This window comes from Hugenholtzia roseola DSM 9546, assembly GCF_000422585.1.
GTDB classification, from domain to species: Bacteria; Bacteroidota; Bacteroidia; order Cytophagales; family Bernardetiaceae; genus Hugenholtzia; species Hugenholtzia roseola.
In genome coordinates, this window is record NZ_KE383879.1 from 189,742 (window position 1) to 211,115 (window position 21,374).

At 42.6% G+C, this 21,374-nt stretch carries 21 protein-coding genes; 11 read left to right on the plus strand and 10 right to left on the minus strand.

The window, feature by feature from the left end:
• Positions 1-385: 385 nt before the first annotated feature.
• Together G500_RS0111175 and G500_RS0111180 are read left to right on the plus strand one after the other, a co-directional pair.
• Positions 386-1,063, plus strand: coding sequence for a TetR/AcrR family transcriptional regulator (locus G500_RS0111175; protein WP_027002615.1), 678 nt, complete (start codon positions 386-388; stop codon positions 1,061-1,063).
• Between the two features lie 160 nt (positions 1,064-1,223).
• Positions 1,224-2,147 carry an alpha/beta fold hydrolase gene (locus G500_RS0111180; protein WP_035757152.1) on the plus strand — a complete coding sequence of 308 codons (924 nt, stop codon included), beginning with the start codon at positions 1,224-1,226 and terminating at the stop codon, positions 2,145-2,147.
• Positions 2,148-2,319: 172 nt separating this feature from the next.
• Here the strand turns inward: G500_RS0111180 and G500_RS23280 are convergent, their stop codons facing one another.
• Positions 2,320-2,919, minus strand: coding sequence for a thioredoxin family protein (locus G500_RS23280; protein WP_086047888.1), 600 nt, complete (start codon positions 2,917-2,919; stop codon positions 2,320-2,322).
• A gap of 47 nt (positions 2,920-2,966) precedes the next feature.
• Positions 2,967-3,614 (minus strand): hypothetical protein, encoded by a 648-nt coding sequence (locus G500_RS0111190; RefSeq protein WP_027002617.1) that lies wholly within the window; start codon positions 3,612-3,614, stop codon positions 2,967-2,969.
• A gap of 367 nt (positions 3,615-3,981) precedes the next feature.
• Here G500_RS0111190 and rfaD point away from each other — a divergent pair, with 367 nt between their 5' ends.
• Positions 3,982-4,959 (plus strand): ADP-glyceromanno-heptose 6-epimerase, encoded by a 978-nt coding sequence (gene rfaD / locus G500_RS0111200; protein WP_027002619.1) that lies wholly within the window; start codon positions 3,982-3,984, stop codon positions 4,957-4,959.
• 265 nt (positions 4,960-5,224) lie between these two features.
• On the opposite strand, the gene G500_RS0111205 is transcribed toward rfaD, so the two are convergent.
• A complete protein-coding gene (locus G500_RS0111205; protein ID WP_027002620.1) occupies positions 5,225-6,271 on the minus strand; it encodes a hypothetical protein in 1,047 nt (348 codons plus the stop codon).
• Between the two features lie 81 nt (positions 6,272-6,352).
• On the minus strand, positions 6,353-6,988 hold the full coding sequence (locus G500_RS0111210) for a bifunctional nuclease family protein (RefSeq protein ID WP_027002621.1): 636 nt from the start codon (positions 6,986-6,988) through the stop codon (positions 6,353-6,355).
• 321 nt (positions 6,989-7,309) lie between these two features.
• Here G500_RS0111210 and G500_RS0111225 point away from each other — a divergent pair, with 321 nt between their 5' ends.
• The 8 genes from G500_RS0111225 to G500_RS0111260 all read left to right on the plus strand — a co-directional run bounded on the left by G500_RS0111225 (position 7,310) and on the right by G500_RS0111260 (position 14,476).
• Entirely contained in the window at positions 7,310-8,302 is a 993-nt protein-coding gene (locus G500_RS0111225; protein WP_027002622.1) for a beta-ketoacyl-ACP synthase III, read from the plus strand.
• 285 nt (positions 8,303-8,587) lie between these two features.
• Entirely contained in the window at positions 8,588-9,154 is a 567-nt protein-coding gene (gene efp / locus G500_RS0111230; protein WP_027002623.1) for an elongation factor P, read from the plus strand.
• A gap of 210 nt (positions 9,155-9,364) precedes the next feature.
• The gene (gene accB, locus G500_RS0111235; protein ID WP_027002624.1) at positions 9,365-9,856 is read left to right on the plus strand and encodes an acetyl-CoA carboxylase biotin carboxyl carrier protein; all 492 of its coding nucleotides are present in this window, start codon (positions 9,365-9,367) and stop codon (positions 9,854-9,856) included.
• A 101-nt stretch (positions 9,857-9,957) separates the two neighbouring features.
• Positions 9,958-11,304, plus strand: coding sequence for an acetyl-CoA carboxylase biotin carboxylase subunit (gene accC / locus G500_RS0111240; RefSeq protein ID WP_027002625.1), 1,347 nt, complete (start codon positions 9,958-9,960; stop codon positions 11,302-11,304).
• A gap of 109 nt (positions 11,305-11,413) precedes the next feature.
• Positions 11,414-12,700, plus strand: a complete 1,287-nt coding sequence (gene tyrS, locus G500_RS0111245; protein ID WP_027002626.1) for a tyrosine--tRNA ligase — start codon at positions 11,414-11,416, stop codon at positions 12,698-12,700.
• 94 nt (positions 12,701-12,794) lie between these two features.
• The gene (locus G500_RS23285; protein ID WP_035757157.1) at positions 12,795-13,295 is read left to right on the plus strand and encodes a KdsC family phosphatase; all 501 of its coding nucleotides are present in this window, start codon (positions 12,795-12,797) and stop codon (positions 13,293-13,295) included.
• Positions 13,296-13,326: 31 nt separating this feature from the next.
• On the plus strand, positions 13,327-14,229 hold the full coding sequence (locus G500_RS0111255; RefSeq protein ID WP_027002627.1) for an RpnC/YadD family protein: 903 nt from the start codon (positions 13,327-13,329) through the stop codon (positions 14,227-14,229).
• 4 nt (positions 14,230-14,233) lie between these two features.
• Entirely contained in the window at positions 14,234-14,476 is a 243-nt protein-coding gene (locus tag G500_RS0111260; protein WP_035757160.1) for a hypothetical protein, read from the plus strand.
• 350 nt (positions 14,477-14,826) lie between these two features.
• Here G500_RS0111260 and G500_RS26575 read toward each other — a convergent pair whose 3' ends face one another.
• The 6 genes from G500_RS26575 to G500_RS23295 all read right to left on the minus strand — a co-directional run bounded on the left by G500_RS26575 (position 14,827) and on the right by G500_RS23295 (position 21,370).
• The gene (locus G500_RS26575; RefSeq protein WP_154657143.1) at positions 14,827-14,928 is read right to left on the minus strand and encodes a type II 3-dehydroquinate dehydratase; all 102 of its coding nucleotides are present in this window, start codon (positions 14,926-14,928) and stop codon (positions 14,827-14,829) included.
• A 50-nt stretch (positions 14,929-14,978) separates the two neighbouring features.
• Positions 14,979-15,995: a hypothetical protein gene (locus G500_RS0111265; protein WP_027002629.1), complete on the minus strand. Its 1,017-nt coding sequence runs from the start codon at positions 15,993-15,995 to the stop codon at positions 14,979-14,981.
• Positions 15,996-16,411: 416 nt separating this feature from the next.
• Complete coding sequence (locus G500_RS25075) at positions 16,412-18,523, minus strand: response regulator (RefSeq protein WP_051203478.1); 2,112 nt, start codon at positions 18,521-18,523, stop codon at positions 16,412-16,414.
• A gap of 160 nt (positions 18,524-18,683) precedes the next feature.
• Positions 18,684-19,190 (minus strand): DUF2452 domain-containing protein, encoded by a 507-nt coding sequence (locus tag G500_RS0111275; protein WP_027002630.1) that lies wholly within the window; start codon positions 19,188-19,190, stop codon positions 18,684-18,686.
• 77 nt (positions 19,191-19,267) lie between these two features.
• Positions 19,268-20,140, minus strand: coding sequence for an inositol monophosphatase family protein (locus G500_RS0111280; RefSeq protein WP_051203533.1), 873 nt, complete (start codon positions 20,138-20,140; stop codon positions 19,268-19,270).
• A 294-nt stretch (positions 20,141-20,434) separates the two neighbouring features.
• On the minus strand, positions 20,435-21,370 hold the full coding sequence (locus G500_RS23295; RefSeq protein WP_051203536.1) for a hypothetical protein: 936 nt from the start codon (positions 21,368-21,370) through the stop codon (positions 20,435-20,437).
• Between the last annotated feature and the right edge of the window lie 4 nt (positions 21,371-21,374).

Sequence of the window (21,374 nt, forward strand, 5' to 3'; positions counted from 1 at the left end):
GAGGAACTAAGGTGGAGTCTGTAAAACAAATAACAAAAAGCAGAATAATTCGTACTCGTCGTGTAATTTTGATTGCTTCATAACGACACAAAGTTAGGTGAAATTTATGAGGCAATAAAAACAGGCTTCGCATTTAAGAAGAAAATCGCCGTATAACATTCTGTCTAAAACCCCAAAAAGAAACTCAACCTCTTTTTTTTTGCCAAATACCACTTTTTATTTTGAAAAATGATAATTTTACGCATCTTTATTGTTTTTTTGATGACAAGTTTAAAAAAGAGGTCAGATTGGTACTGGGAACTTCTGTGTTTATTGGTTTTAGGAGTAGTTAATATAAAAAACTAAAAAAATAACTTTATTTTAATGTTAAAAATTAAAATATTATATGAAAAACAAAGGAAATACAAAACAGTTTATCAAAGACCAAGCGCGTCTTTTGTTCAATGAAAAGGGCTTTGAGGGCGTTTCCTTTCGCGAAGTAGCCAAATTTATGGGCATCAGGTTTGGCAATCTGACCTACCACTTCCCCACAAAGGATAGCCTTATTTTGGCTCTTTTTCAAGACCTTATCCTCGAACAGAAAGAAATTTTAGCCGCTATCCAAAAGAAAGGAGTCGCCATTTCGCTTCCTGCCTTACTTGCCGCTCCGCTTTATACTTTTGATATTTCTATCAAATATATTTTTCTATTTAAAGAATATGCACAAATCATTCGTACTTATCCTGCCATTGCCCAATATCTGAACGAAAGCCATCAGAAAAGAAAAGAAAGCTACCTGCCCTTTTTCCAAATTTTACAAAAAGAAGGAATCATAGAAAACAATTTTAGCGCAGCCCATCTGGAAAATCTAATGGAAATAAGTGGCATGGTGCGGACATTTTTTTTTATCGCCCTGCCTATCCAAGCCCTGCAAAGTCCGCACCTCGAAAAAACGCGCGAAAGCTATCTAAACACTGTCAATCAGGTGCTTTTTCCCTATCTGACCCCAAAAGGAAGAAGCGATTTTGAGGCTTTCAACGTTCAAACCTTCGAAGCACAAAGACAAGAAACGACTACTTTTTGAGCCAAAAAACAAAAAAAAGAAAAATTGGGCGTTTTTATTTTGCAATTTAGGTCAAATGACCTAAATTTGTTGTCGGAAAGTCTGTTCTCACTTTCGCCGTTTTTGGGTTCTGTTTTTATCTTCTTTTGTACTTTTTTTCACCTTCTTACGCGCACTTTTTATGAATATGCTACAAGACACGCTCGTTTCTGCCTCTACGCCGTTTCCGTATCAAACTTGGCTCTATCAAAACCCCGAAGCCGCCAAAACGCTCACGCGCCTTTATCATCAGACGCTGCAAAAGTTGCGCCTGCCGCTTCGGTCGTTGTTTTTAGAAACTTCTTTTGGAAAAACTCACGTCTTGATAAGTGGCAATCAGGATTTGCCGCCCCTGCTCGTTTTGCACGGACTCAATGCAAGTGCGCCCTCTGCCTTAGAAGCCTTAGAAAAATTGAGTGGTCAGTACCAACTTATCGGCATTGACACGATTGGGCAGGCAAATTACAGTCAGGCAAAGGAGCGACTTTCGGTAGCCGACGGCAGTTATGGACGCTGGTTAGAGGAAATCTTATTGGGTTTGAAAATAGAAAGTGCGCCCTTTGTGTCCATTTCTTATGGGGCATTTGTGTTACAAAAACTTATCGCCTTCGCGCCTAAAAGGATAGAAAAGGCAATTTTTGTCGTGCCTTCGGGCTTGGCAAATAGCTCTTTTAGTGCCTATTTTCGCCAACTTCTCTTGCCACTGCTGCGCTTTCGCCTTAGCAAAAAAGAGTCAGATTTGAAGCGTTTTATGGGTGCTTTCTACACTGAAATCGAGGCAGAATCGCTCGAACTGCACAAAACGCTGCTATTGGGGGTCAAGATGGACTATCGCCGTCCGCCCGAACTGACCTTAGCGGAGGGCAAAAAATTAGAAGCTCCCGTTTATGCGCTCTTGGCAGAAGATGATGTTTTTTTCCCTACCCCCCAAACGCTCAAACGCTTGGCAGCACTTTTCCCCCATTTCAAAGGCTACCACATCTTGAAAGATGCCAAACACGTACCTGCCTTAGCGCAATACGAACAAATGGCTACCCAAATTCAACAGTGGTTGGGTCAGAAATAGGATTTTATCTTGTCTTCGCTTTTTTGAAAAAATCTATATTTTCAAATTCGAAACAAAACAAAATTTGGCTTAGGCGTTTTTTGGGTCTGAAAAAGACGCGCTTATTAAAAAAAATTAGGACAAGGCAATGCCTTGTCCCTACATTTGTGCCTGATTTTAGAAGTTAAGGCGGCTATTTTTTATCTTCAAAAGGCGATTGATAGCCTTCCACAAACTGCTCCCAAGGGGTTGTTTTGTAGGCATCTTGGGTAAAAAAGTTGAGCATTTGGTCGAAGGGTTTGGGTTCTTGATACCCGGGTACGGCTTGGATAAGGCGCATCTCTTCGTCGAGGAAAGCGACAGTAGGGTAGCTCATCTTGCCCGACAAAAGCGCAACGGCTAACTCGTGATAACCTCGTCCGTTCTGCTCGACGTACTTGAAAGTGTGTCCGCCTACCGTAATAGGTTCGCGCTCTGTTTCAGCATTAAACTTGACGGCGTAGTAATCTTGATTGAGTTGTTTGGCAATAATCGGATTTTGAAAGGTATTTTTGTCCATTTTTTTGCACCAGCCGCACCAATCGGTATAAACATCTACAAATATTTTGCGTGGTGCTTTCTTTTGCATTTCCATCGCCTCTTGGAAAGAGTACCATTTAATCGGCTCGTTTAGTAGCTCTTGTTTTTTTTCAGTGGGCGAAATAGCTGCGCTTCCTACGCCGAAAAAAAAGAGTAGAGCGCAAATTATCGCCAGAGGGTGCGCTTTTTTAGAAATAAAATTGACTTTTCGCATCAGAAAGAGAATTTAGAAGTGAGAAGCATAACCGAAAGATAAAGGATTTAGTTGTCCAGATAGCGAATCGTAGCCTTGTGGTTTCCCGTTAGGTCGCAGCCCTCCATGTCTAAATCTAATTTGCCTGTACCGAAGTAGAGGTATGTCTTTTTGCGCCACGTGCCGTCTTTTTTCTCCATAAAAAGCGTAATTTCCACTTGCCCACCTGTGGGTGCATAGACATAGCCCGATTCTACTTTTGCCCCCTCGCCCCCGTCGCAGGGGATTTTATCTACCTTTACGATTCTAAATTTAGGAGCTTGGTCTTGGGCGTTGTGTTTGGTTTCGATTTGATAGACATCGGGAAAGGAACACTCTTTGTCTTCTGCCAAGCACGCAAAGGCGTAGTAATTGCCTGTGTAGTCGCAACTGCTCAAATCTAATTTGAGATAGCCTGCCCCCTGCCGCGTGTATTCCTTTTTTTCCCAATAGCCGCCCTTGCGCTGGACAAAGAAGGCGACGACAACCCAATCTTGATTGTTTGCAGTAGAAACATAGCCCATATCGTAGGAAGTGCCGCCAGCCGAGCAGTTGCTGGGGATACTACGTGCCGTAACCTTAAATTGCACCTTTTGGGCAAAGACTTGCGAAAAGCTAAAAAAAGCAAAAAAAAGAAGGCTATAACAGCAAAAAGAGTAAAAAGTACGTATTTTCATCGGGTTTCTTTTTTGACAAAAGGGTGAGTTGTAGTGGCTTTCAAATAGACAAATTTTTAGCCAAAATAACAAATAACAAGATACAAGGCAGCGAAAGCAAGCAAGTTGGGCAAACAGAGGGGCAAAAAAAGTGCTACATACGCTATTTTTATCCAAATCAGCCCCCCTGCGTCTTCGAAGCAGAGTTTTACCGCCTCAAAAGTTGGGAGGCGATACTTTTTTGCAGGCTTTTTCGTTTCTTTGCAACTTGTAATGCAAAAATACGCATTTTTGGCATTGAGAGCTATGCTTTTGCCTATAATTTCGCCTTTCTGATTAGTTTTTTTTAACCTTCAGACGCATTGGGGTCTGAAAATTCCCTTCCCTTATGATTCTGCTTACTGGTGCTGCGGGTTTTATTGCAAGTGCATGGGCAGCTCACCTCAAAAGAAGTGAGCCTTCGCTGCCTTTGGTGCTGGTCGATGATTTTTCTAAAAAAGAAAAACAGCGCAACTACGCACCACTCCTCCCTCTTCCTAACGTGCAAAAAGTGGAAAGGGAGGTTCTCTTTCAATGGTTAGAAGCCGAAAATCCGCCCTTAACGGCTATTCTGCATATTGGCGCACGTACCGATACGACGGAATTTGATGTTGCCCTTTTCGAAAAACTCAACGTTGTGTATAGCCAAAATCTTTGGAATTGGGCGGTAAAAAAGCAAATTCCCTTTATCTATGCCTCTTCCGCTGCTACCTACGGCGCAGGCGAGCAAGGCTATCAAGACGACGAAAGTCTGATTCCCAAATTGAAGCCCCTTAATCCTTACGGCAATTCGAAGCAACTCTTCGACCTCTGGGTGCTTTCTCAAAGCCAAACGCCTCCTTTTTGGGCAGGACTGAAATTTTTTAATGTCTATGGTGCAAATGAATACCACAAAGGGCGCATGGCTTCGGTAGTTTTTCATGCCTTCCAGCAGATACAAAAAAAGGGCAGCATGAGCCTCTTTCGCTCGCATCACCCTGATTTTGCAGACGGGCAGCAGTTGCGCGATTTTGTCTATATCAAAGATGTGATTTCGGTACTTGACTTTTTGCGGCAGCAGCAACCCAAAAGTGGCATCTACAATTTGGGCAGCGGCAAGGCGCGGAGCTTTTTAGACCTCACCAAGGCTGTTTTTGCAGCCTTAGACAAAGAGCCAAAAATAGACTTTATCGATACCCCAATCGATATTCGCGACACGTATCAATATTTTACCCAAGCGACTATGCAAAAAATTATCGCGCAAGGCTACAATCGCCCCTTTCATAGCCTCGAAGAGGGCGTAAGCGACTACGTAAAGGCATATTTGCTTGCCAATAAAGGATTTTAAGCGAATTTTAGGTAGATTTTAGGCGGATTTTAAAACTCCACAAAAGCAGTCAGAGAGTCAAATTTGGTGCTACAAAGCGCGTTGCCGTTTCAAATTTGGAACGAAATAAGATTTGGAATCAACCTTGTTTCGGGTCTTAAAATGCTGTTTTATTTCAACCATACTTCGGACAAGGCACTGCCTTGTCCCTACATTTGCTACTGACTTTTAGAACTCGATGCTACTGCACTGCAAAAATTGCCACAAAAATTTCCTACAAAGTTTCTTACAAAAGCTGGTGATATTCCGAAGCCGCCATAATTTCTTCTTTCATCTTCAAAAGTTCGGCAACTAATTCCTCCTTTTTCTGACGGATATTGCGTTTTACCTCTTTGGGGTTGGTGCCAAATTCTTGATACAATGCGCCCGAAGCCCCCTCTTGGGTAAGGTTGAGAAGTTCGCCTTCGAGGTTTTTGCGCTGCGTTTTGAGAAGTTGAAGAAGCAAGTCCATCTCTTTTTGGGGGTCGCGTTCTGCTGCGTCGGGGGTTGTGTTTTGCTGCGCCCAATCGCCATATTTTTGCTGCATCTCTAAAAGCACGAACAAATCTTGCTTTTGATAGGCTTGTGTAAGGGCGTGCATCAGGTCGTTTTTTTCCTTTTTGCGCTCGGCATCAAGTTCTTTGTCGGGGTGCAAAGATTTGGCAAGTTGTGTATAAATCTTACGCATCAGTTGTTGGGCTGCTTGGGCTTGGTCGCCTACTTTTTCGCCTATTTTGTAGCCCGCTTGGTCTGCCTCCTTGTCTGTTTCCTTGTCTGTTTCTGGGTCTGTTTCTTGGGTAGGGCGGCGGCTCTGTTTTCTTTCTGAAAAGGCTTCCTGCTGCGCCCGTTTTGGCGCGTCGTCTTCAAAAAGTTGGCTTATTGTTTCTTCAAATTTTTGGTTTAATTTCTCAAAAAGGGTCGCTTCTTTTTTATTTTTAGGCTTTATCTGGCTCTGATACTTGCGGTATATCGGCACAGCCTCGACTCTACCGTATCTAAAAATGAGTTCTTCGGCTTTGGCACAGATGATATTATGCAGATACTGGCGTTCAGAAGTAGGTAGCCTTTTGCTTTCCGCCATTTGTATCAAGATATCGAGGAGGGCTTCTTTCTGTTCTGCCACACGCTCTATGATGGGTAAAAGTTGCGTCTTGACTAACTGATTGGTCTGGTCTAAATCGCGTTGTGTGGTCTGTATTTTTTCTTTTAAGCGTTTAATCTGGCTTAAATGCTGCTGAATTTCGCTGGGGGCGGAAAAATTGTGTGCAGGTTGGGGGATAGGGGTTTCGTCCATGCCTTTTTGTAAAGTTTGCCGATTTGGATAGCACATAGTTGGCTCTTTTCAGCACGCAAGCAGGAAAGTGGCGTGAGTAGCCTAAGCCCTGCGCTGCATTTCATCTCTGATTTTAGCCGCCTTTTCGTAGTCTTCTTCTTCAAGGGCTTTTTGTAGAAGTTGCTCCAACATTTCCTTGCTCAAATTGGAAAGTTGATTGGTAGAAATCTCTTCTTTTGCTTCTTCTTTCGAGCCTATCAATGCCATTTCTTCCTCCTCGCCGTCCTCTTCGTCATCATCATCGTCGTCGCGGCTAATTTCGGTGGGTACAATGCCCGCTTCTTCTAAGACGCTATCTTCGGCATAAATGGGGGCATCGAAGCGCAAAGCCAAAGCGACAGCGTCGGAGGGACGCGCATCGAGCTGGTACTGTTCGCCGTTGCGAAAATCTTTCAAGAAGATGAGCGCGGTAAAGATACCTTCTTCCATTCCCGTAATGACAATCTCCTCGATAGTGAAATGAAAAGTTTTCCCCAAGGCAGCGAAAAGGTCATGGGTCATGGGGCGTTTCGGCTCTATCTTTTCCAACTCCATGGCGATTGCCTGCGCCTCGAACCTGCCGATAATAATAGGTAAGCGACGCTCTTTTCCGCTAATTTCACCTAAGACCAACGCAAAGCTATCCTGCTGCGATTGGCTGGACGAGAGGGCAAAAATTTCGAGTTTTATCTTATTCACTGTCTTAGAAAAGCATTTGATTGAAACATATTAGAAAAAATAGAAAAGGAGTGCCATACAGAGGCATTGATTGTGAAAAAGGCTTTGTTTTGAACGCCTACCAACACTTTTGAGCAGGCAAAACAAGCACAAAGACACAGCCTTTGGGGTACGCTACAAAGTTAAACAATATTTTTTAGATGTAAAAAAACTTAGCCCCTTTGGGGACTTGTTTTTGTGCTAAATTTGTGAATTGAGGCAGTCTTTCCTAAATTGCCCCTTCAAGACGAGCGTCTGCTCATTTTCTCAACGCATCTCGCAAGCAAGACCCACAAACGATATATGAAACCAATTCAAGCCGCCATTACAGGTGTGCAGGGCTATGTCCCTGAGTACGTACTTAGCAATGCCGAATTAGAAAAAATGGTCGACACCACAGACGAGTGGATAACCTCCCGCACAGGCATCAAAGAACGCCGTCTGCTCAAAGGCGAAGGCTTAGGCGCGTCTTACATGGGTATTCAAGCTGCCAAGGGGCTTTTGGAAAAAACACAAACCGATGCCAAAGAAATCGATATGCTTATCTGCGCAACGGCTACCCCCGATATGGTATTTCCCGCCACAGCCAATCTGATTGCGCAAGGAATCGGCTGCACAGCAGACTGTTTGAGTTACGACATCATGGCTGCTTGTTCGGGCTTCCTTTTTGCCCTGACAACAGCCTCCAAATTTATAGAAACAGGCGTTTTCAAAAAAATTATCGTCGTAGGCACAGATAAAATGTCCTCTATCATCGATTATACCGACCGCCAAACTTGCGTCATCTTCGGCGACGGCGCAGGAGCAGTCCTTTTAGAAGCCAACACCGAAGGCAACGGACTTATAGACCATATCTTGCGTAGCGACGGCGCAGGTTCGGAATTTCTCTACATGAAAGCAGGCGGCAGCCGCTACCCCGCTTCTACCCAAACGGTAGCCAATAAAGAACATTACGTCACGCAGCATGGCTCGGTAGTCTTCAAACACGCCGTAAAAAACATGGCAGATACCTCGTATGAACTGGTGCAGCGCAACGGACTTAGTGCAGACGAAATAGCCTATTTAGTACCTCATCAAGCCAATTTGCGCATCATAGATGCCACAGCGGAGCGTTTGGGGCTTAATCCGAATAAGGTACTTATCAATATCCAACGTTACGGCAATACCACCAACGGCACTATTCCCCTCTGCCTCTGGGATTTTGAATCACAGTTTAAAAAAGGCGACAACTTAGTTTTAGCCGCTTTCGGTGGCGGCTTCACTTGGGGTGCAGCTTATCTCAAATGGGCATACTAATTTTTGCAGTTTTTTGTCGTAAAAGTGCAATTCGCTGATTTTAAATAAAATCTCGAAAAAAGTTTGTAGCTTTGCCCCTCAATCTATCAAGCAAAGGCAAATCGAGAGCCACACGCGCCTTTTCTCACCTTTTAAAAGGGGCAATGTCGCTGGTTGTTTTCGGTTCTTGTCGCTGCTTTTTATTTGTCAGATTTAAAAGACTTAGCCATACTACTTTGTTTTTTCAAATCTCAAATATCCTTTCTTTCTTTACAAAAGCCTTATTCCCTTTATACTCCATATCTTATGGCAACGACGGCAGATATCAGAAACGGACTTTGCATCGTACATAACAACGACCTCTTTATCATTACAGAATTTTTGCACGTAAAACCGGGCAAAGGACCTGCTTTTGTGCGCACCAAACTTCGCAATGTCAAGACAGGGCGCGTCATTGACAATACCTTTTCGGCAGGTCATAAAATTACGACTGTGCGCGTAGAACGCCGCCCCTATCAGTTCCTCTATCGCGAGGGCGAGGGCTTTAATTTTATGCACAACGAAACCTTCGAGCAGGTCTATGTGCCTGAACACATGGTAGAGCGTTCGGAATTTATGAAAGAGGGGCAAATTGTAGAAATGATGGTCAATGCCGAAAATGAAGAAGTCCTCACCTGTGAATTGCCCTCACACGTAGAGCTTGCCATTACGTATAGCGAGCCGGGCGTAAAAGGTGATACAGCGACCAATGCTACCAAAAAAGCGACCTTAGAAACGGGAGCAGAAATTCAAGTGCCACTCTTTATCAACGAAGGCGATGTCATCAAAATTGACACCGAAAAACGTTCGTATGTAGAGCGTGTGCGCAAGTAATAAGCACGCCTTTATAGCGCAACCATTGACATAAAGGCGCGAGCCTATCTGCAAGGTCTTTTTGAAGGTTCGAAACGTAGCAATGATACCTTTCAGATGGGTTCGCTTGATGGCTTACTTTTAATCTCTTTTGCTATGTCTATCAAAAAGAAAGCACCCCAAAAACATAGTCTTGAAAATCATAGTCTTGACACTAATCTTCCCAACGCCATGAATTTACAACCCAAAGAAATCCAAGATTTAATAGACTTTATCGCTGGTACAGGGCTGGCAGAAGTCAATATCGAAACGGAAAAATTCAAACTTAGCATCAAGCGCAACGCCGACGTGGTGATGACGAGTGCGCCCATGCAGATGGCTGCTCCCCTTGCGGCTGCTCCCGTAGCACCTGCACCTGTGGCTGCTACCCAAACGGCTGCCCCTGCTGCTGCCGAAAAAGCCGCCACCACAGACGAAAGCCGCTACATTGCGGTCAAGTCGCCGATGATAGGTACTTTTTATCGCGCTTCAAGCCCCGAAGCCGAGCCTTTTGCCAAAGTGGGCAGCAAGATTGAAAAAGGAAAGCCCATTTGCATCATCGAGGCAATGAAACTCTTTAATGAAATTGAGTCAGATGTAAGCGGAACAGTGGTCAAGGTGTTGGTAGAAAATGCCTCGCCTGTGGAATACGACCAAGTCTTGTTCTTAGTCGACCCCGCCTAAGCCCCTTTCGCGCCCTTTGCAAAGCGACCCTTTGCCCTCTTTTTTCTTTGGTGCTTTTTCGCACCCCGATTCATTGCACGACCCAACGACCGAACCGTCCCATGTTTCAAAAAATACTCATTGCCAATCGCGGCGAAATTGCCCTTCGTATCATTCGCACCTGCAAGGAAATGGGCATCAAGACCGTCGCCGTCTATTCCACCGCCGACAAAGAGAGCCTACACGTCCGCTTTGCCGACGAAGCGGTCTGTATTGGCGCACCCGCCAGCCGCCTATCTTACCTCAATATGCCCCACCTGATTGCAGCGGCAGAAATCACCAACGCCGATGCCATTCACCCAGGCTATGGCTTTCTTTCGGAAAATGCGCAATTTTCGGCTATCTGTCAGGAGCATGGCATCAAATTTATTGGTGCTTCGCCCGAAATGATTGAAAAGATGGGCGATAAATCTACTGCCAAAGCCACTGTAAAAGCGGCAGGCGTGCCTACCGTACCCGGTTCGGAAGGACTTTTAAAGTCGGCAGAAGAAGGCATGCAACTTGCCAAAGAAATTGGCTACCCCGTCATGATTAAAGCCACAGCAGGCGGCGGCGGCAGAGGCATGCGCCTTATCAAAGAAGAAGCCGAATTTAAAAAAGCTTGGGACGACGCTACCCAAGAAGCGACCGCAGCCTTCGGAAATGGCGGTCTGTATTTAGAAAAATTCGTGGAAGAACCACGACACGTAGAAATTCAGGTCTTCGGCGACGGAAAGGGAGAAGCCTGCCACCTTTCTGAAAGAGATTGTTCTATCCAACGCCGCCACCAAAAATTAGTAGAAGAAACGCCTTCGCCTATCATGACCCCCGAATTGCGCGACAAAATGGGCGCAGCCGCTGTTTCAGTCGCAAAGGCTATCAATTACGAAGGTGCAGGAACAGTGGAGTTTTTAGTGGATAAGTATAATAATTTCTATTTTATGGAAATGAATACCCGTATCCAAGTGGAACACCCCGTAACCGAAGAAGTTACGGATTTTGACTTAGTAAAAGAGCAAATCAAATTAGCCGCAGGGCTACCCATGTCGGGGCGAAATTACTATCCCAAAAGGTTTAGCCTCGAATGTAGAATCAATGCCGAAGACCCCGCTAATGGTTTCAGACCCTCGCCGGGCAAAATTACAAATCTACACATTCCGGGCGGACACGGTATCCGTGTAGATTCGCACGTCTATGCGGGCTATGTCATTCCACCCCACTACGATTCTATGATTGCCAAACTCATTTCCGTAGGGCAGACGCGCGAGGAAACTATCGTCAGAATGAAACGCGCCTTAGAGGAGTTTGTCATTGAAGGCATCAAAACCACGATTCCGTTCCACCTCAAATTGATGGACGACCCACAATTTAAGGCAGGGAATTTCACGACCAAGTTCCTCGAAACCTTCGACTTTTCAGACCTTAAATAAGGTTGTGAAAGCTATCAGGGAGCGCGTAATTTTAAACCCTAAGCGTCTGGAAGGCACTTAGGGTTTTGGTTCATATCTAAACTTTGAAAACATAAAGATAGAAAATTTCATGAAACACAATCTCATTGAGGAACTGCGTTGGCGCGGCATGTTGCAAGACCTGACCCCTGAAACAGAGGAGCAGTTGCAAAAAGAAATTACAATAGGATATATCGGCTTCGACCCTACGGCAGATTCGCTTCATATCGGCAATTTGGCAACGCTCATGCTTTTGGTGCAATTGCAACGAGCAGGACACAAGCCTATCGCCTTAGTAGGTGGCGCAACGGGTATGATTGGCGACCCTTCGGGCAAATCTGCCGAGCGCAACCTTTTAGACGAAGCCACACTTGCACACAACCAAGCCTGTATCACCAAACAGTTGCGCCAATTTCTTTCTTTTGAAGGTGAAAATGCCGCCGAAGTAGTTAATAATTACGACTGGTTTAAAAATATTTCTTTTCTACAATTTTTGCGCGAAGCAGGCAAGCACCTGACCGTCAATTATATGATGGCGAAAGATTCGGTTAAGAAAAGGCTTGAAACAGGACTTTCTTTTACTGAATTTTCTTACCAACTCTTGCAGGCTTACGATTTTTACTGGTTGTATGAAAATAAAGGCGTGAAGTTGCAAATGGGCGGCTCCGACCAATGGGGCAACATTACCTCTGGAACGGAATTTATCCGTCGCATTGGCGGCGGCTCGGCTTTTGCCCTCACCTGTCCTTTGGTTACAAAAGCCGACGGAACAAAATTTGGCAAATCAGAAGGCGGTAATATCTGGCTCGATGCACAAAAAACTTCGCCTTATCAATTCTACCAATTTTGGCTCAATGTAGCAGACGAAGATGCACCACGTATGATTCGCGTCTTTACACTTTTAGACCAAAAAACGATAGAAAATTTGGAAGCCGAACACAAAGCCACGCCTCACTTGCGCTTATTGCAAAAAGAATTGGCTGCCCAAGTTACAAAAATGGTGCATGGGGAAGATGCCTTAGCAAAAGCCATCGAAGCCTCCGAAATTTTATTTGGCAAGGCAACTACCGAAATTTTGGAAAAATTAGATGAAAATACGCTTTTGGAAGTCTTCAAAGATGTACCCAACTTGGAAGTAAGTAAGCAGGATTTCGAGGCTGCCCCCAACGTATTGGAACTTTTGGCTACCCAATTAGAAAAGCAAATTTTCCCTTCCAAAGGAGAAGCGCGAAAAATGATTCTGGGCGGCGGCGTGAGTTTGAATCAAAACAAAATCACCGACCCCAATCAAGCCCTCGACCTAAACTTGCTACAAGGCAAGTATATTTTGATACAAAAAGGCAAGAAAAATTATTACCTTTTGAAAATAATAGCCTAAATTCCTACCGAAAAGAACCTATAAGACTTAAAACCTTATAGGTTCTTTTTATTTATTTTTGTAAAAATTCTATAAAAAATTTTCAAATTTTAATATGAATATTCAACTTATCCTCACAGACGTAGATGGCGTTCTGACCGACGGTGGCATCATTTACGACAACAATTTTCAAGAATACAAGCGTTTTAATGTAAAAGATGGGTTGATAGTGCGCCCGTTACAAAAAATGGGGATTCGCGTAGGGGTAATAACGGGCAGAAATTCGGAAGTAGTGCGCAAAAGGTGTGAGGAATTAAATTTTGATTTTCATTTTCATGGCATCAAAAATAAATTAGAAATTTATGAACAAATTAAAAAAACTACCCAACTCGATGACACGCAAATTGCTTATATTGGTGATGATTGGAACGATTTGCCACTACTAAGGCGCGTAGGGCTAAGTTTTGCCCCTGCCGACGCAAACGAGCAGGTCTTACAAGAGGTCAAAGTGGTTCTCAAATCCGCAGGCGGCGAGGGAGCTTTTCGAGAAGCCGCCCAACTTATTTTGAAAAAGCAAGGTTTGTTAGAAGCCGCCCTCAATTTGTACTTGGCATAAATTTATTCTTTTATGAAATATTGGCTCAAAGATGACCAAAAAGAAACCGCTTTCACCCACTTCCGACAATGAAAAAACGGAAAGTCGCGCCTATGATAAAATCTTGAAAGAGAACATCAAATCTTACGTTCTTAATTTTGCACAAAGAGAGTTAGGTTTTGTAATAGATTCTTATGAAGAAATAAAGGATAAATTACAAACTACCTTAGAGCGAGAGGCAGATTACATTCTCAAAATCAGGACGCGAGCAGGCGAAGATTTTATCCTGCAATTAGAATTTCAGAGCCAAGACGAACCCGACATGGTACTGCGTATGCAAGAATATCATGCAATTTTACATAAAAAATACAAAATTCCGATTAAACAAGTCGTTTATTTTTTAGGCGACACCGAAAGCAAAATGCGCAACCGCTTAGAGCCACAAGAAATTTATAGGGGTTTCGAACTCAAATCCTTTTACAAGTATTCCTATCAAGAATTGATAGCCTCCCAATACGCCGAAGAAGTCGTTATGGCTATTTTGGCTGACTTTGGACAAGAGAAAGCAGAAGCGGTCATTAATAAAATTTTAACGCGCCTTGCGCAACTAAAACACCACAAAACTGCGTTAAATAAGTACGTCCGCCAACTCATCACGCTGGCACGCCTACGCCTTAATGCAGGCTTAGTTGAAATCATTAACCACCAAATTCAAAAAACAAACATGGGAACGATTCAAATTGACTACCAAAATGACTTCCTCTTTAAAAAAGGAGAGGAAAAAGGGTTAGAGGAAGGGTTAGAGAAAGGAGAAAAAAAAGGGGAGATAAAAACAAGCATTAAAATAGCTTTGGCTTGTCTGGAAGAGGGCTTCTCTATCGAAAAGGTAGCCAAGCTCACAGGATTATCCATCAAAGAAGTAGAAAAACTGAAACAAGAAAAAGACAATTTTTAACAACATGGGAACGATTCAAATTGACTACCAAAATGACTTCCTCTTTAAAAAAGGAGAGGAAAAAGGGTTAGAGGAAGGGCTACAAAAAGGTTTAGAGAAAGGAGAAAAAAAAGGGGAGATAAAAACAAGCATTAAAATAGCTTTGGCTTGCCTGGAAGAGGGCTTTTCTATCGAAAAGGTAGCCAAACTCACAGGATTATCCATCAAAGAAGTAGAAAAATTGAAACAAGAAAAAGACAATTTTTAACAACATGGGAACGATTCAAATTGACTATCAAAATGACTTCCCCTGCTGGGCGTAGTCTGCGATTGCGACCTATCAATAGCAAATCTAAGATTTGCGTTGTGAGCAGTAGGACAGAATTACTGTAGAACGGACTTTTAGTCCGTTTTTAGTATAAGTACCTGTATAGCAATCTTTTAGAAAGATAAATCCTTTGTCGTAAAATATCGACTAATTTTACGTTAGCACTTAATATACTACAAAAATAGCAACAAACAGATGCAAAATGCTATTTTGTCGACGTTTTAATGGCAGCAGCCCCGCAAAGCTAAGAAATTGGATTAATGAGGCTTAGTAGCAGACGAACATTTGGTTTATTTTTTGGTTATTAGGACGCTACGCCCAACAAGAATGCCGTATAGACGTGATTCTCTGCGCCCTAAGAGGTTGAGATTTGCTCCATTGATAATATGTATTTTTTTATAACTTTTATATTTTTTTAATTATGTGTATTTTTATTTTCATGTTATTTTTTTAATATGTTTATATTTACATTTTCTATTTTTTTAGCAACTTTATTTTTATCATATTCTATATAGTAAATAATCCAAGATGAATCTAAGTATGTTTCAAAACAGTAATGCTTATCTTTATAATAAGCATGTGATTTTGTTTTTAAAATCAACTCATTTTCTTTATTAAATTCTTTGTATTTAATTATATAATCACTTTTGTTTTTACTTTTATGTACATGATTATTTTTCCAAAAAAACAAGTAATTCCAAAAAGAATCTGATTGAATAAATTTTTTGTGCCATTTTAGCTTACTTTTTACACGTCCGTCTATAAAATATTCAATTCGTCTGTTCCTTGATACTTCATATAACTTGTTGCCGCTTGAGTCGTGCTTCATCTTCTTCTTGAAAACCCAAAACGGGTATTTGTTAATTTTTACATCTAAAATAGTGTTAACTTCCTCATTATCTAAATCATAGTATCTATAAATACGATGTTTTTTTTTAAACGTGTGCCTCTCCTTTAATTTTCCAGAATAGTAGTATTTAGTCAAATCACCGATTGGCTGACCATTACTAAATTTCCCTTGCATTTTTAATTTCCCGTTCTGATAGTAGGTAGATTCAAATCCGTTACACCTCTTACCACAACATAGATATTCTGTAAATGGAGGATTGCTAAAAAGAGTTACTTCTTGAAGATTATTTAGTATTATTGTATCATTTATTAAACCAAAATTAGTTATTTTTATTTTATGAAAAGGATTTTTATCAGCAGCACCATAATAGTATCCCTCAGATAAGTAATATGTACCTGTATCTTTTAAGGTTGAAAAACCAGTAATAATATCTACACTTGGTTGAATAGAGTTCTGCAATTCAATTGTATCTTTGTATATCCAGTAAAAATAATGTACATCATAGGTATTATTACAAGTATCTTTAACAATTAGTCTATATTTTACTTCTTGTGAATAAATACTATTTATTATCATAAGAAAAACTATATTTAACAGTAATTTATTCATTTTTTTGTGAAAAAATTTCAAAATTTTGAGTTTAGAAAGACCGCGGAAGGCTTTCAGTTTGCAAGCCTTCTCCTATAAAGCAAAAACGCTCCCCTTGCCCTATCAGTAGGGCAAATCTTGGATTTGCAGGGTAAGATACTACAAAAATAGCAAAAAAACGCTACTTTTCAAGCGAAAAAATCGCTTTTTCCGCCGACTATTCTGCACACACAAATCCCCCCTCGCAAGGCTAAAATTCGCTCAATGAATAAGAAATAGCAGCAGAAGACGACTAATAGGAAAATTTGACTTCAAGTTTTTTTACCCAAAGCACTTCTTATCTTCTCAATCTTATCCATCAAAGAAGTAGAAAAATTGAAACAAAAGAAGAAATAGCATCTTTTCAATACTATTTCTTTTGTGTCTGATAACAAGGTTTATACCCTTCTCAAAAAGCGGTTGTCTATTTGAGAATTATCCATCTTGATAATAATTTGACGCTGTTCGGCTTCCAAACTTTGTAGAATCTGCACCAAATCGCGGTTGTGCTGCTCGAAAGCCGTTTTTGCTTTTTGTGCATTTTCGGGATTGTTAGGGTCTTCTATTTGGGTTTGAAGCAGAAGCCTAAGGTTTTGAATTGGCTCTTCCCAGTCTAATTTCAGGCAGCGCAGGGTAGCCTTTATCTTATGATACGCCAAGCGAAGCATCTCTACTTGTGCGCTATCAAAGGCTTCTTGTAGTTCCTGTCGAAAAAGTGCAATTTCTTTGCTTGTTAGGTCTAAGAGTTCTAAGTAAAAATCGCGGTCTTTTCCTGCCAAATTTTGGTAATAACTCACATCTAACTCCTGTTCGGCTTGCTCTGTCGGCTCTGGGGCGGCTTTTTGTATCGTATATTGTACGATTTTTTTGTAGAGTTCGGCAGGGTCAAAAGGCTTGGTGATATAGTCGTTCATGCCTACCTGAAAAGCCCTTTCGCGCTCTTTGGTGAGGGTAGAAGCCGTTAGTGCAATAATTGGAATTTGAGCCAAAGGGCTTTCATTGCGCCTGATGTGAATAGCGGCTTCATAGCCGTCCATTTCGGGCATCTGCAAGTCCATTAAAATAATATCGAAGCGCATCTGCGCCATTTTTTCTAAGGCACGCTTGCCATTTTCAGCCAAAGTAACCTCTGCCCCCCAATTAGTTAGGAACTTGCGTGCCAAAGTCTGATTGACACGGTTATCTTCCACTACCAAAACCTGTACGCCTTCCAAACGAAGAGGCATTTCGATAGGATTTGGCGTTTGTTCCTTTCTAAGTAAGTTGGTGTTTTTTTCCTCTCGCATCAAGACCTTTTTCAGGGGAATTTGAAAGCTAAAAGTAGAGCCGACCATAGGCGTACTCATCGCCGAAATGCTGCCCCCCTGCAATTCTACCAACTGCTTGGTGATGGCTAATCCCAACCCTGTGCCGCCATATTTGCGCGAAATGTCTTTGCCTGCCTGCGAAAAGTTTTCGAAAATACTTTGCAATCTATCATTTTCTATCCCAATTCCCGTATCGCTGACGGCAAAAAGAATTTCTACCGACTCGTCGAAGTTTTTAGCAAGGCGAACCGTAAGTTGAACATAACCTTCTTCGGTAAATTTGAGCGCGTTGCTCATCAGATTGTTCACAATCTGACTCAAACGCACCGAATCGCCTATCAAAAAAGCAGGAATATTTTTATCAATATGAAGTTTTATCTGCAAATCTTTTTCCTTTGCCTTATGTTTGAAACTTTCGGTCAGATTGGTCAGTAGTGCTTTTAGGTCAAATTCTAATTCTTCCAACTCCATCTTTCCTGCCTCGATTTTAGAGAGGTCTAAGACATCATTGATAAGATTAAGCAAATTTTTAGCAGAAAAAGAAAGTATTTCGGTGTTTTCGCGCTGGTCTGCCGTCAGTTCCATCTGTGAAAGCAAATTAGTAACGCCAATAATGGCATTAAGGGGCGTTCTAATTTCGTGGCTCATCATAGAAAGAAACTGCTCTTTGGCTTTGGAGGCTTCTTCGGCTTTCTCTTTGGCGCGTTTGAGTTCGTCGTTGGCGGCGATAAGATTTTGGGTGCGCAGGCGTACCTTTTCTTCCAAATCTTCGTTGGCAAGTTTGAGAGCCTGCAAGAGTTCCTTGTTGTCTTGGCGCAGTTGGTAAGTTTCTAAGGCTTTATCAAGGGTAAGTACCATCTCCTCTTTGTTCCAAGGCTTGACCAAGTAGCGATAAATGCCACAGCGATTGATGGCACGTGTGATGTCATCTACATCGCTATATCCTGTCAGGATAATACGAATCGCCTCTGGGTAGTCGGGCAAGATGCGCTCCAAAAACTCAACACCTGTCATCTCTGGCATCTTTTGGTCGGTGATGATAAGATGAATCGGCTGCTCGGCTAAAATTCTAATCCCTTCTTCGGCAGAGGCTGCCGTAAAAATATTGTAATGACGCTTGAAGGAGCTACGAAAAATGCGCAAATTGCTCTCCTCGTCATCTACGTACAAAAGGTTGTATAGGGGCTTGTCGTGAGTTTCCATGCGTTTATGCCATCAATAATATGGTGCTTTCACACAAAGATAAGCAAAAATCGAGGCACTTTTTGCACTTTTCTAATTTTTTATCGTTTTTTATCTATCAAAAAGTGCATTTGGGCGAAAAACACCTCGCTTTTTTGTATTTCTCGATTGCCTTGCCTCGCTATTGCGCTTGTGCTTGCGCCCAAAACTGCTCAAAATCGCCTTTTTCTACTACCTGCCATGTGTGGTCTGCCAATAGCTTCACTTTGGCAATAAAGGTAAAAGGAAGTTTATTCCACTGTTCGGGGGCAATCATAGAGAGAACATACACGCCATTTTTGCGCTGATAGAGGCTATATGTATGCGAAATGAGGGGTTCAAAACTCATTTCAGCCTCATAAATAAGTTGTGAAATCAAGGCACGCTCCTGCAAACCGCGTGCCTGCTGTGCAAGCAAATCTATTTGTGCTTTGATTTGGTCGAGCTGCATCTGCGTTTGCTCCTCCATAGCACTAAGGGCGCGTGCCTTTATCACACCCCTTTTAGTAGGCTTGATAACAGCACTTCCCACCTGATGGGCGTAGGGCAAAAAGGCAGGATTTTCTGCAATTTTATCTTTATCGATGGGATTTTCAAAATCAGGATTTTGTAGGTCGGAAAGAGAAAAAGAAGGCTTCGGTTTGTCCATTTGTAAGGTATGATTTTGATTTTTATGATTGGAAGGCTCTGACTTTGTTTCGAACTTTGTTTCGAACTTTGTTTCGATTAGAGGGGCAAAAAACTATCGGCAATGAGCCGTTGCATCTGCGCATGGAGGTGGGCATTGGCAGCCAAAATTGCACGCCCGAAGACGAAGTCCTGCCCCCCTTCAAAGTCGGTAACAATACCGCCTGCCTCCTTGACCAAGAGCGACCCTGCCGCCACGTCCCAAGGGTTGAGATTGTACTCAAAAAAGCCCTCGAAACGCCCTGCCGCCACATATGCCAAATCTACGGCTGCCGACCCTAAACGTCGCAATCCATGACAGTTTTTCATAAAATGCGCCAGCAGGTTCATATAAGCCTCTATCTTGACAAAATTTTCATAAGGGAAGCCCGTCGCTACTAAGGCTTTTGCTAAGATTTTGTCGTCGGATACACGCAAGGGGCTACCATCGAGCCAAGCTCCCCCATTTTGATAGGCATAAAAACATTCATTGCGCCCAATCTCTAAGACAACTCCTAAAAGCAGTTCTTGTTTTAAAAGTTGTGGCGCATTATCAGACTGCGCCGCCGTAACCTTCGCTAAGGCAATGCTGATGCTATAAATAGGAATCCCATGGATAAAATTTGTAGTGCCATCGAGGGGGTCAATAATCCAATTATAGCTCTCCTCTTTGCGCTCCCCTGTGCCTTCTTCGGCTATCAAACCCGCCTGTGGCAACAAGACCTGCAAGCCTTCTACCAAAAGTCGCTCGGCTTCTTTATCTACATAAGACACAAGACTATTAAAACTCTTTTCCTCTACCAAATGCTTGCCAAAAGCAAGGGCTTCGAGGCGGATAAAATCGCCCACCTTTCGCACCAAATCGCAAACAGAGGCAGTTAGGGTAGGGAGGTTTAGCTCGGCATGAGCAGAAGGGGGAGTTGGAATTGCCATCTTGAAAGAAAAATAAGGGGTTGGATAAAAAAACAGAGGCAAAGGTACGAAAAGAAAGCCCAAAAGAAGACCAAGAGAAGCCCAAAAGCCAAATACCTTGCGCCCCCGACTAAGGAACAAATTTTAACGCAAAGTGTTAGTTTTACGCTGTTTTTTGGGTAGGCTACCATCAGAAACACCTCTTTGAGGCTTTTTTCTCAAAGATTGCACAAAAAAACGGCAGGACTACGCCTTTGGTAGTGCCTGCCGTTTTTGAAAAATAAGTATAAAAAATGAGATTTATTTTACACTTATTTAAAACTTGAAAATACCCTTTTTATTTGTACCTGCCTTCGAAGAAGCCCCACCTTTGTTGATATTCACTAAGGCTTCACTCACCGTATTGGCGGTTTTGTTGTCAAAAGCTGCTAATACTTGTTTGGCATCAATGCCATGGATAACGGCTACTGTTGTGGCAATGGTTTCGGCAATAGCCGCATGGTCGTTGAGGATAATGAGCCTTTCGCCTAAGATATTTTTCCAATAACCCAACACGCGCGGGTCATTTTTATAGGAAGCCTCATTGACGTGTATGTGGAAAACGTGATACGTGCGCTCTGCCTCTGCCAATAGCTCTTTATCAGTAACGCTGTCGGCTTGTGCATACCCCATCAGGCTTTTAAGGTGGTCGGTAGAAATTGTATCCCAAGCCGCTTCGTCGCCAATGGTAAAGACAAAACCTTTCTGACGGCGTTTTTCAAAACAATCGATGGAGGTATGACGCGCCGCAAAAAGCCAAGCTAAGGTGTAAGATTCCATGACCTGTCCGCCGCCGCCGCCCTCGATGTAAATTTCAGTAAGCCATTGGTCTAATTCGTCTGTGCCGCTCTCAAACTGCCCAATTTGTAGCGGATGACGGTCGGAAATGTGGTCGCCAATCGCACCAAACAATAGCTGCGGATGCGCAATGCCATGCGTAATGAGCGTGTTCATGAGTTTGCCCAACTTTTCGCGTACCAGCACTTCGGGAATACGCCCCATACTGCCTGTAACATCTAAAAATACCCCAATGGCTAAGGATTCGGGGTGCGCTTCCGAATCACGACTCTCTCTAAATTTGAGATTGAGCGGCGACATGCGGGGCGAAGCAGCTCCCTTCTTATTATTCACAAAAATATCGTCGCGGCTCGCATTGGCGCGTTTCGATTTGAGGTGGCTGTAGGCATCATCTGACCAGTTAGAATATCCCATAATA

Bases quoted from the DNA above. Each gene is read 5' to 3' on its own strand.
- G500_RS0111225 (WP_027002622.1), top strand. From the start codon at position 7,310: ATGAAACCAATTCAAGCCGCCATTACAGGTGTGCAGGGCTATGTCCCT.
- G500_RS23285 (WP_035757157.1), top strand. From the start codon at position 12,795: ATGAATATTCAACTTATCCTCACAGACGTAGATGGCGTTCTGACCGAC.
- G500_RS0111280 (WP_051203533.1), bottom strand. From the start codon at position 20,140: ATGGCAATTCCAACTCCCCCTTCTGCTCATGCCGAGCTAAACCTCCCT.
- G500_RS23295 (WP_051203536.1), bottom strand. From the start codon at position 21,370: ATGGGATATTCTAACTGGTCAGATGATGCCTACAGCCACCTCAAATCG.
- G500_RS0111255 (WP_027002627.1), top strand. From the start codon at position 13,327: ATGACCAAAAAGAAACCGCTTTCACCCACTTCCGACAATGAAAAAACG.
- G500_RS0111260 (WP_035757160.1), top strand. From the start codon at position 14,234: ATGGGAACGATTCAAATTGACTACCAAAATGACTTCCTCTTTAAAAAA.
- G500_RS23280 (WP_086047888.1), bottom strand. From the start codon at position 2,919: ATGCGAAAAGTCAATTTTATTTCTAAAAAAGCGCACCCTCTGGCGATA.
- G500_RS0111265 (WP_027002629.1), bottom strand. From the start codon at position 15,995: ATGAATAAATTACTGTTAAATATAGTTTTTCTTATGATAATAAATAGT.
- tyrS (WP_027002626.1), top strand. From the start codon at position 11,414: ATGAAACACAATCTCATTGAGGAACTGCGTTGGCGCGGCATGTTGCAA.
- G500_RS0111205 (WP_027002620.1), bottom strand. From the start codon at position 6,271: ATGGACGAAACCCCTATCCCCCAACCTGCACACAATTTTTCCGCCCCC.
- rfaD (WP_027002619.1), top strand. From the start codon at position 3,982: ATGATTCTGCTTACTGGTGCTGCGGGTTTTATTGCAAGTGCATGGGCA.
- G500_RS0111180 (WP_035757152.1), top strand. From the start codon at position 1,224: ATGAATATGCTACAAGACACGCTCGTTTCTGCCTCTACGCCGTTTCCG.
- G500_RS0111190 (WP_027002617.1), bottom strand. From the start codon at position 3,614: ATGAAAATACGTACTTTTTACTCTTTTTGCTGTTATAGCCTTCTTTTT.
- accB (WP_027002624.1), top strand. From the start codon at position 9,365: ATGAATTTACAACCCAAAGAAATCCAAGATTTAATAGACTTTATCGCT.
- G500_RS25075 (WP_051203478.1), bottom strand. From the start codon at position 18,523: ATGGAAACTCACGACAAGCCCCTATACAACCTTTTGTACGTAGATGAC.
- G500_RS0111275 (WP_027002630.1), bottom strand. From the start codon at position 19,190: ATGGACAAACCGAAGCCTTCTTTTTCTCTTTCCGACCTACAAAATCCT.
- efp (WP_027002623.1), top strand. From the start codon at position 8,588: ATGGCAACGACGGCAGATATCAGAAACGGACTTTGCATCGTACATAAC.
- G500_RS0111175 (WP_027002615.1), top strand. From the start codon at position 386: ATGAAAAACAAAGGAAATACAAAACAGTTTATCAAAGACCAAGCGCGT.
- accC (WP_027002625.1), top strand. From the start codon at position 9,958: ATGTTTCAAAAAATACTCATTGCCAATCGCGGCGAAATTGCCCTTCGT.